At 63.8% G+C, this 8,785-nt stretch carries 8 protein-coding genes; 2 read left to right on the top strand and 6 right to left on the bottom strand.

The genetic code is table 11. The annotated features are described in order from the left end of the window. The 3 genes from WCA85_RS09900 to WCA85_RS09910 all read right to left on the bottom strand — a co-directional run. The coding region (locus WCA85_RS09900) for a triphosphoribosyl-dephospho-CoA synthase (protein ID WP_424063319.1) at positions 1 to 267 on the bottom strand (267 nt) is incomplete at its 3' end. A gap of 2 nt (positions 268 to 269) precedes the next feature. After that, on the bottom strand, positions 270 to 1,949 hold the full coding sequence (gene mdcA, locus WCA85_RS09905) for a malonate decarboxylase subunit alpha (protein ID WP_424063321.1): 1,680 nt from the start codon (positions 1,947 to 1,949) through the stop codon (positions 270 to 272). Beyond that, positions 1,933 to 2,733 (bottom strand): GntR family transcriptional regulator, encoded by an 801-nt coding sequence (locus WCA85_RS09910; protein WP_424063323.1) that lies wholly within the window; start codon positions 2,731 to 2,733, stop codon positions 1,933 to 1,935. The genes mdcA and WCA85_RS09910 overlap by 17 nt, the downstream gene beginning before the upstream one ends. A 203-nt stretch (positions 2,734 to 2,936) precedes the next feature. On the opposite strand from WCA85_RS09910, the gene WCA85_RS09915 reads away from it, so the two are divergent. Further along, a complete protein-coding gene (locus WCA85_RS09915) occupies positions 2,937 to 4,235 on the top strand; it encodes an MFS transporter (RefSeq protein WP_424063325.1) in 1,299 nt (432 codons plus the stop codon). An 8-nt stretch (positions 4,236 to 4,243) separates the two neighbouring features. Here WCA85_RS09915 and WCA85_RS09920 read toward each other — a convergent pair whose 3' ends face one another. Continuing rightward, the gene (locus WCA85_RS09920; RefSeq protein WP_424063327.1) at positions 4,244 to 5,155 is read right to left on the bottom strand and encodes a DMT family transporter; all 912 of its coding nucleotides are present in this window, start codon (positions 5,153 to 5,155) and stop codon (positions 4,244 to 4,246) included. A gap of 101 nt (positions 5,156 to 5,256) precedes the next feature. On the opposite strand from WCA85_RS09920, the gene WCA85_RS09925 reads away from it, so the two are divergent. After that, positions 5,257 to 6,141, top strand: a complete 885-nt coding sequence (locus WCA85_RS09925; protein WP_424063328.1) for a LysR substrate-binding domain-containing protein — start codon at positions 5,257 to 5,259, stop codon at positions 6,139 to 6,141. A gap of 112 nt (positions 6,142 to 6,253) precedes the next feature. Here WCA85_RS09925 and WCA85_RS09930 read toward each other — a convergent pair whose 3' ends face one another. Together WCA85_RS09930 and WCA85_RS09935 are read right to left on the bottom strand one after the other, a co-directional pair. Next, positions 6,254 to 7,312: an ABC transporter ATP-binding protein gene (locus tag WCA85_RS09930; protein ID WP_424063329.1), complete on the bottom strand. Its 1,059-nt coding sequence runs from the start codon at positions 7,310 to 7,312 to the stop codon at positions 6,254 to 6,256. A gap of 77 nt (positions 7,313 to 7,389) precedes the next feature. Further along, positions 7,390 to 8,785 (bottom strand): ABC transporter permease (locus WCA85_RS09935; protein WP_424063330.1); only part of this gene is annotated, 1,396 nt, incomplete at its 5' end.

Below are 8,785 nucleotides of genomic sequence, written 5' to 3' on the forward strand. Positions count from 1 at the left end.
CGGTTCGAGCGAGTGCGCGGAACGCAGCATGATGTCGAGATCGAGGTCGCGATGCGCGCCGCTGCCGCGCCGATCCACCAGCGCAGGTTTCGGCGTGAGTTGCACCTCTTCGATAAGCGCGGTAACAGCGAGGCGCGCGAGGCATGCATCGGACCAGGCACCGGCCACGCCGCTCTCGATGCCGGGGCCGGAGTAAGTGCTAGAGCACCAACTCCGGATCGACACAAGCGCTGAAGCGCTAGCTGCAGTCGACACAGGAGCGGCCATCGTTACCAGCTCCTGAAGCGTGCCGGCGGCGTATACAAACCGCCCGACCACGTGACGAGATCATCGATACTGCGCGCGGCGAGCAGCGAGCGCTTGGCTTCGCCGCGCCGGATGCCGAGATCTTCGGGATACGCCACGATGCCGCGGCGGCGCAGCTCCGCCGTTTTCTCCGGCTTCGAGCGCAGACCAATCGGCGTAACGCCAGCCACGGCCGCGAGCGCCGCACGCCGCTCGTCGATCCCTTCGGCCTTATGCAAATGTGCGATGCCTTCCTCGGTGACCACATGGGTGACGTCGTCGCCATAGATCATCACGGGCGCGATCGGCATATCGCTCTTCTTGCCGACAGCAACCGCGTCGAGTTCGTCCACAAAGGTGGGCTCGCCCCCTTTCTTGTACGTCTCAACGATTTGCACGACCAGTTTCTGTCCACGCGAAACGGGCCCCTGGTCGCGCAACAGTTTCAGCCAGGCCTCGCTCGAATGACGCCGTCCGCGCGGGTCGTGTCCCATGTTGGGCGCGCCGCCGAATCCCGCGAGGCGTCCTCGCGTGACGGTGGACGAATTCGCGTCTGCGTCGATCTGCAGCGTCGAGCCGATGAAAAGATCCACGCCGTACTGGCCCGCCAATTGGCACAGCACGCGGTTCGAACGCAGGCTGCCGTCGCTGCCGGTGAAGAACACATCCGGACGCGCTTCGATGTAGCGCTCCATACCCACTTCGCTACCGAAGCAGTGAATGCTGTCGACCCAGCCCGATTCAATAGCCGGAATCAGCGTGGGGTGCGGATTGAGCGTCCAGTTGCGGCAGATTTTCCCCTTCAGACCGAGGGATTCACCGTAGGTGGGCAAGAGCAGTTCGATGGCGGCCGTGTCGAAGCCAATACCGTGATTGAGCGACGTAACGCCGTACGCTTCGTAGATGCCGCGAATCACCATCATTGCGCTGAGCACCTGAAGATCCCCGATATGGCGCGGATCACGCGTAAAAAGCGGCTCGACGGCGTACGGCCGGTCCGCCTGCACGACCACGTCGACCCAAGAGCCGGGAATATCGACGCGTGGCAATTCATCCACGATTTCGTTAACCTGAACGATCACGATGCCGTGACGGAACGCGGCGGCCTCAGCAATGGTGGGGGTGTCTTCCGTGTTCGCGCCAGTGTAGAGGTTGCCGTGACGGTCTGCTTTTTCCGCGCACACCAACGCAACGTTCGGCGTCAGGTCGACGAACATCCGCGCATATAGTTCGACGTACGTATAAATCGAGCCGATCTCGAGCTGGCCGTCTTCGAGCAGTTGCGCGACGCGCAGGCTCTGCGGCCCGGCAAATGCGAAATCGACCTTGTGAGCGATGCCGCGCTCGAACAGCGTCAAATGTTCCGGACGCCCGATACTCGAAATCAGCAGATGCACGTCATGGATCTTTTGCGGATCCACCTTGGCGAACGAGCGCGACAGAAAGTCGGCCTGCTTCTGGTTATTGCCCTCGAGCGCGACGCGGTCGCCCGGACTGATCAAGGTTTCGAGCGCGTCGACAATCCGCGCGGTAGGCAGCACGCCGTCTTCGAGCCACGGCGCGATGGCGGCGAGGCGCCGCGCTTTTTCGTCGCGCATGGTGGTCCAGGACCGCACCGCAGGGGCGGTAGCGGCGTGGGCTGGGGCTTCAGTTCGTGGGTTCATCGACGGATTCAACTCCCGAAGTAGTGCCGGCGCGCTTGGCGCGTGGCTTGCGTTGCTTCACTTGCGCGGCCTCGGCCTGCGCGCGTTCGATCAGGAAGCGATGGAGCAGATCGCCGGTGCCGAGCAGATGCGCGGCGACCAGCGAGCGTGCGGTGGGGACATCACGGCGACGCACGGCATCGAGCAGCGCCACGTGTTCTTGATCCGATTCGTTCTTGTACAGCGGCAGGCCGAATTTGAGCCGCAGATAGCGCTCGCCGCGACGGTGCAGCGTAGCAATCATCTCCGCCAGTTGCAGCCGCCCAGCCGGCGCATAGAGGCTCATATGGAAGGCCTCGTTGCGGGTGACGTAGAGCGAAGGGTTCAGTTCGGCTTCGGCCTCGCGACACAGTTTCTCCGCGTTGCGCAGCGTACCCGGTGTATGCAGCGGAATGGCCAGACCAATGGCGAGACTCTCGAGCGCCGAGCGTATCTCGTAGATTTCCCGCGCTTCGTCAGCAGAGAGCGGCGCCACTGTCGCGCCCTTGTGCACGGCGGCTTTCGCCCATCCTTCGCTTTCCAGTTGCCGCAGCGCTTCGCGCACGGGAATCGCGCTGACCGAAAAGTGACGGGCGATTGCGTCCTGCCGCAATGGCGCACCCGGCGCCAGCGTGCCTTCGATAATCGCCGTGCGCAGCGCATCAGCGATCACGCGTGACGTGCTGGCCCGCGGCTCCGCCGCCACCGGCAAAAAGGAGGCGTGTGACGCACCGCCCTGGGGAAAACCATCTGTTGCATCGCTCATAGTTCAAATATTATATATGAAATGACGCAAATTCAAGCAGGGGGAGATTCAAGGGCTCGACCGGTTTGCTGATGATCGGCTCCTGGCTGGGTTCGTTCAGGGTGTCTCCCGGCGTGGCCTGGCGGGGCATCGATATTGCTGATTTATACACATGCCATCCGTGTCAATGATAGGCATTCCAACCGCAGGGCCGGAGGAGCAAGATGAATTCGATTTCGGAGCGCAAGCGTGTTGCGCGGCATCGTACGCCGCTAAACCGCTCGCAGATCGTAGGTTTCTGGGGTGCGTGGGCGGGCTGGACGCTCGATGGAATGGATTCGTTCATCTACGCACTCGTCCTGACCCCCGCCCTGACGGAGCTATTGCCACGCTCGGGTTATGCGGCCACCCCCGCCAACGTCGGACTCGCCGGTTCGATCCTGTTTGCATTGTTTCTGGTCGGATGGGGGCTGTCGTTCATCTGGGGGCCGCTCGCTGACCGTTTCGGGCGTACCAAGGTGCTGGCCGCGACGATCTTCACGTTCGCCATCTTTACCGGCCTGTCGGCCACCTCACATAACGTATGGGAACTGGCCATCTACCGCTTTATTGCCGGGGTCGGGATCGGCGGCGAATGGGCGCTGGCCGGCACGTACGTCGCCGAGGCGTGGCCCGAGGATCGCCGCAAGATGGGCGCGGGCTATCTGCAAACCGGTTACTACGCAGGCTTCTTCCTCGCGGCCGCGCTGAATTACACGATTGGCGTGCATTACGGCTGGCGTGCGATGTTCCTGACAGGCGCGGTCCCGGTGGTAGTCTCGATTCTGATTCTGCTGCGCGTCAAGGAGCCGGAAAAGTGGCAGAAGGCGGAAGCGCGCACCGTGCGCAGCAAACCGTTGCGGGAGATTCTCGGTCCCGTGTATCGCCGCCGCACGTGGGTTGCCTGTGCATTGTTGACTATCGCGATCATCGGCTTGTGGGCCGGGGCGGTTTATGAACCTTCCGCGGTGATTCAACTGGCCACGCGCGCCGGGATGGGCAAGCCCGATGCCATCAAGACGGCGTCGATTGCCACGGGCTTGCTGTCGATCTCGACCGTGCTCGGTTGTCTTGCGCTGCCGCCGCTTGCCGAGCGGATCGGCCGCAAGAACACGCTGGCGCTTTATTTTGCCGGGATGGCGGTGGCGATCGTCGGCAGTTTCGGCTGGTCGTTTTATATGCCGAACGGGCTCGTGCCGTTTATTGCGTGGCTGTGCGTGCTGGGCTTTTTCGGCGGCAATTTCGCGTTGTTCAGCCTGTGGCTGCCGGAGCAATTCGAAACCCGCGTGCGGGCCACGGCGTTTGCGTTCTGCACGTCGTTTGGGCGCTTTGTCGGCGCGGGCGTCAACTTTCTGCTCGGCGCCGCCGTGCTCCATATGCACACGCTGGGCATACCGGTCGCGCTGACCGCGTTGGCGTTCGTGGTCGGCCTGTTCATCATTCCGTTTGCACCGGAGACGAAGGGGGAAGTGCTGCCGCAGTGAGGCGTTGTTCAGTCAGCGCATGGCCGCTTTCGGCGCAGCACCGATACGAGCGGCCACCCCAGGTTCACGCCGAGGCTCGCAATCACAATCAACACCATGCCCGAGAGTTGCGGCGCCGACAGCGCCCGTCCGTAGACCACCGCGTCGACTACGATCGCGGTCAACGGATACACGAACAGCAGCACTGCAATGACGGGCGTGGTGAGCTTCGGCAACGCGCCGTAGATCAATACGTACGCAAGCCCGGTATGCAGCACCCCCATCCCCACGATCCAGAACCATTGGATCGGGGCGATGTGCACCGCCGTCAACGGTGCAATGAAGGGCAGGCACACCACGCCGACCAGACATTGCGCGAGCGTCAGCAGATGCGGCCGCAACTGGCCGAGACTCTTGGCGATCAGTGTGACGCTGGCATACAGCACCGAACCGGCCAGCGCCTCGCCCACACCGATCAGGTAGCTCGTATGGCCCTGCAGGTTATCGGTGGTTGCCACGCCTGAGGCGAGCACCAGCCCGACAAACGCCGTCGCGATCCAGCAAAGGCGGTCGCCCCCCAGCCGCTCGTTGAAAAGCGCCGCGCCGATCAGCACCACCCAGAATGGCTGCACGTGAAACACCACCGTGGCGACCGCGATGCTGGTCCGGTGAATTGCATCGAAGAACCAGACCCACTGCGTCACCATCAGCACGCCGGACAACACAGCCAGCGCCACCATGCGCCGCGTGAAATGCTGGCGCCGGAAAAAGCCCTTCCACGTACAGTAAGCCGCCAGCGCTAGGAAACCAAACAGGCAGCGAAAGAACACTAGCGTCATCGCGTCGAGCCGCGCCTCCTCGACGAAGACGCCGATCGTACCCATCAGCAAACCACCGCTGGCGAGGGTGATAGCGCCTTGTTGACGTGAGGTGAAGGACATGCGCAACGACTCCGTAAGCTAATGGAGTCGAGTATCGGGGACTTGCCGGGCTGGTACAAACGAATAAAATTGAGAAATTCGATAAGCCAGGCTTATAAATCATGCATCCAGAATTCGATGTCGATCTGCTGCGCACGTTTGTCGCCGTCGTGGAGGCGGGCAGCTTTACCAAGGCTGCGGCGACGGTGCATCGTTCGCAGGCGGCGGTCAGCATGCAGATCAAGCGGCTCGAAGGCATGCTCGGCACGACGCTGTTCGCCCGCAATACGCGCAACCTCGCGCTCACGCGGCCCGGCAACACGTTGCTCGAATACGCGCGGCGGGTGATTGATCTGCACGAGGAGGCGTGGTCGGCTATCGTGCGACCCGAAGTCACCGGACGGGTCGTGCTGGGCGCGCCCGACGATTACGTGTCGTCGCTGCTGTCGCCGGTGTTGCGGCGCTTTTCGAACCTGTACCCGCATGTCGAGATTGAGATTGTCTGCGCGCAAAGCACGGCACTCGCGCCGATGCTGGCCGACAACAAGATCGACCTGGCGTTCGTCACGCGCGATCGCAAGCTGCGCGGCGAATTTGTGCGCAGCGAGCCGATGGTGTGGGTGGGGGCGTCGGACGATCCGCCGGTGCTGGCTGCGTCGCCCTTGCCTGTTGGTCTGTATGAACCGGGATGCGTGGCACGTAGCCATACGCTGGCGGCGCTCGACGCGGCGCGCATCCGTTACCGTGCGGCTTACAGTAGCGCTAGCCTGCTTGGGCTGGTGGCGACGGTGGATGCGGGCCTGGCCGTGATCGCGCTGACCCGCTGCAGCGTGCCGTCACGCTTGGCAGTGCTTGGTGAGGCGCAGGGACTGCCGAAAATCGAACCGCTGGAGATCGTGGTGGCGCGCAGTGCCAAATCGGACCGGCCGACCTGTGATTACCTGGCGGCGCAGATGATCCAGGATCTTTCGGTGCGGCCGCAGACTCGTGCGGCTGCGGCGTCTTGATAGGGGCCTGAGAGGCAACCTGCCGTGCAAATTCGTAGCGTGTCTCAGGCCAGTGATTGAGTTACAACTTGAAGCGCGCGGCGCAGCGAAACAAACGTGCAAGCGGCGGGACTCAAGCCCGCGCGTACGCGGTCACGTCACCATCAATGGCCAGTCTGACGCGTTCTCCCGGTTGGGGCGTCCGATACCCCGGCACCCGCGCCCGCACCACCGTCCCCGCCGCCGACTGCAATTGCAGCGCGACACCTGCATCCTGGCCCTGGAAGATCACGTCCTGCACGATTGCGTCAAACGAAGCAGTGCCATCCGGCGCGGCCTCGCCGGCGCGCCACAAACGGATCTGTTCAGGACGCACCATCACATCAACGGCGCCGTCGCGGGCCGGTGCAGAAAGCGTCAATTCGCCGAGTTCGCAACTGACCCGGTCGCGCGCCGCGACGCCTTGCAGTAGCACGGCCTCGCCGACGAACGACGCCAGTTCCCGCGTCACCGGGCGTCGGTACAGCGCTTCGGGCGTAGCAGTCTGGATCAGCTTGCCTTGCCACAGCACGGCAACTTCATGGCCGAGCGAAAGCGCTTCCGATTGATCGTGCGTCACCAGCACGGCGGTTGCACCCGCAGCGGCGAGCGCGTCGGCCACCGCCTGGCGGGTTTCGAGCCGTAGCGCCGCATCGAGCGAAGAAAACGGCTCGTCGAGCATGACCAGCGTAGGCGAGGGCGCCAATGCACGCGCCAGTGCGACGCGCTGTTGCTGTCCACCGGAGAGTTGTTGAGGCGCACGTTCCGCAAAGGAAGCCGGCAAGCCGACCAGCTCAAGCAGTTCAGCGACGCGATGACGGGCACGCCGTTGCGCACGCGGCAACCCGAACACGATATTGTCCGCCACCGAAAGGTGCGGAAACAGCGCGCCTTCCTGCGGCACGTAACCAATCCTGCGTTGTTCGGACGGCACGTGCAGCGCATCGCCTGCCACGCGCCGACCGTCGATTTCGATCGTGCCACTATCCGCGTGCTCGAAGCCGCACAGCACGCGCAGCAAGGTGGTCTTGCCGCTGCCGGACGGACCGAGCAGGGCGAGCAGTGTGCCGCGCTCGACGGACAGATCGATGCCGTGCAGCACCGGGAGGCCGTCGAACGATTTCTGCAGGCCGCAAATACGAAGTTCGCTCATGAAAATCCGATGGGGTATAGCTGTGCTCTTGTTCTCTGGCGATGCGCCCAGTTGCCTTCAGGTGTTCTCGGGTGCGCTTAACTGCGCTCGCCGAGCAGCGCCGATTTGCCGAGCAGCGCGAACAGCAGGCCGGAGGCGACCAGCGAGATGCCGGTCAGCAACGCAGCATACGGCGCCGCCGCCGCAAACGCCATGGTCGACGTGTCGGACCACACCTGGGTGGCGAGCGTCTGGGTGCCGATGGGAGAGAGTAGCAGGGTGGCGTTGAGTTCGGTGACCACCGAGATGAACACCATCGCCGCAGCGGCGCCCAGACCTGGGCCCGCCAGCGGCAGCAGCACGCGAACGAGGGTTTGCGTCCAGCCGAGACCTAACGCGCGAGCCGTTTCTTCGAGTCGCGGCTGCGCCTGCATCAACGCGGCGCGCACGCTGACGAGCGCGAGCGGCAGGAACAGGATCGAGTAGGCGATCACCAGCAAGGTGGCGCTCTGATAAAGCGGTTGCAGCGCATGCACCGCGAGCGACACGATTGCCAGCGCAATCACGAGGCCGGGGATGCCTTGGGCGAGAAACACGGTACGCTCGAACATCGTTGCGAGGCGGCCCGGATAGCGCACCAGCAGGAACGCGAGCGGCACCACCAGCAGCGTGGTCAGTACGGCAGCGGCAAGCCCGAACCCGAGTGAGGAAATGGTGGCACCGAACAGCAACTCAGGCGACACGTCAGCGGGTGTAACCGCGGCCGCGCCCGGTTGCGTGAGCCAATAGCCGATCATGCCGAGCGGCACACCTAGCGTCGCGAGGGTCAGCGCGGCAAAGCCCGCGACCACCAGCCAGCGCCACGGGCCCAGTTCATAGCGCAAGACCGCGCGGCGTGCGCCACGATCAACGCGCTCATAGCGCGCCGCGCCGCGCACGCGGAATTCGAACGCAAGCACGACCAGACACATCACGATCAGCAGACACGCCAGCAGCGACGAACCCGGACCATCAAAGCTGGTGCGGTATTCGGCGTAAATCTCGGTGGTGAAGGTACGAAAACGCAGCAGCGTGAAGGCGCCGAATTCGGACATCACCCCCAGCGCGACCAGCAGCATGCCGCCAAGTAGAGCAGGGCGCAGTTGCGGCAGGATCACGCGGAAAAACGTGCTCCACCGATTGCAGCCGAGTGCGCGGGCGCTTTCTTCGAGAGCCGGGTCCATGCTGCGCAACGCAGCGGCCACGGGCAGATAAACGAGTGGGAAATAGGCGGAGGTCAGAACCAGCAACGCGCCGTTGTAGTCCTGCAGATCCAGACTGAACGACACCCACGCATAGCTCGTGATGAACGCCGGCATCGCTAGCGGCGCGGCGGTCGCCACCGCCCAGAAGCGGCGGCCAGGCAGATGCGTGCGTTCGACGAACCACGCCGCCGCCGTGCCGATGACAGCGGACGCGAGCGTGGCCCCGATCGTAATGGTCAAGGTATTGACC

This window comes from Paraburkholderia sp. (assembly GCF_049581445.1).
Taxonomy (GTDB): domain Bacteria; phylum Pseudomonadota; class Gammaproteobacteria; order Burkholderiales; family Burkholderiaceae; genus Paraburkholderia.

Excerpts from the sequence above, each read along its gene's own strand:
- WCA85_RS09915 (WP_424063325.1), top strand. The coding sequence starts at position 2,937 with ATGAATTCGATTTCGGAGCGCAAGCGTGTTGCGCGGCATCGTACGCCG.
- WCA85_RS09910 (WP_424063323.1), bottom strand. The coding sequence starts at position 2,733 with ATGAGCGATGCAACAGATGGTTTTCCCCAGGGCGGTGCGTCACACGCC.
- WCA85_RS09925 (WP_424063328.1), top strand. The coding sequence starts at position 5,257 with ATGCATCCAGAATTCGATGTCGATCTGCTGCGCACGTTTGTCGCCGTC.
- mdcA (WP_424063321.1), bottom strand. The coding sequence starts at position 1,949 with ATGAACCCACGAACTGAAGCCCCAGCCCACGCCGCTACCGCCCCTGCG.
- WCA85_RS09930 (WP_424063329.1), bottom strand. The coding sequence starts at position 7,312 with ATGAGCGAACTTCGTATTTGCGGCCTGCAGAAATCGTTCGACGGCCTC.
- WCA85_RS09920 (WP_424063327.1), bottom strand. The coding sequence starts at position 5,155 with ATGTCCTTCACCTCACGTCAACAAGGCGCTATCACCCTCGCCAGCGGT.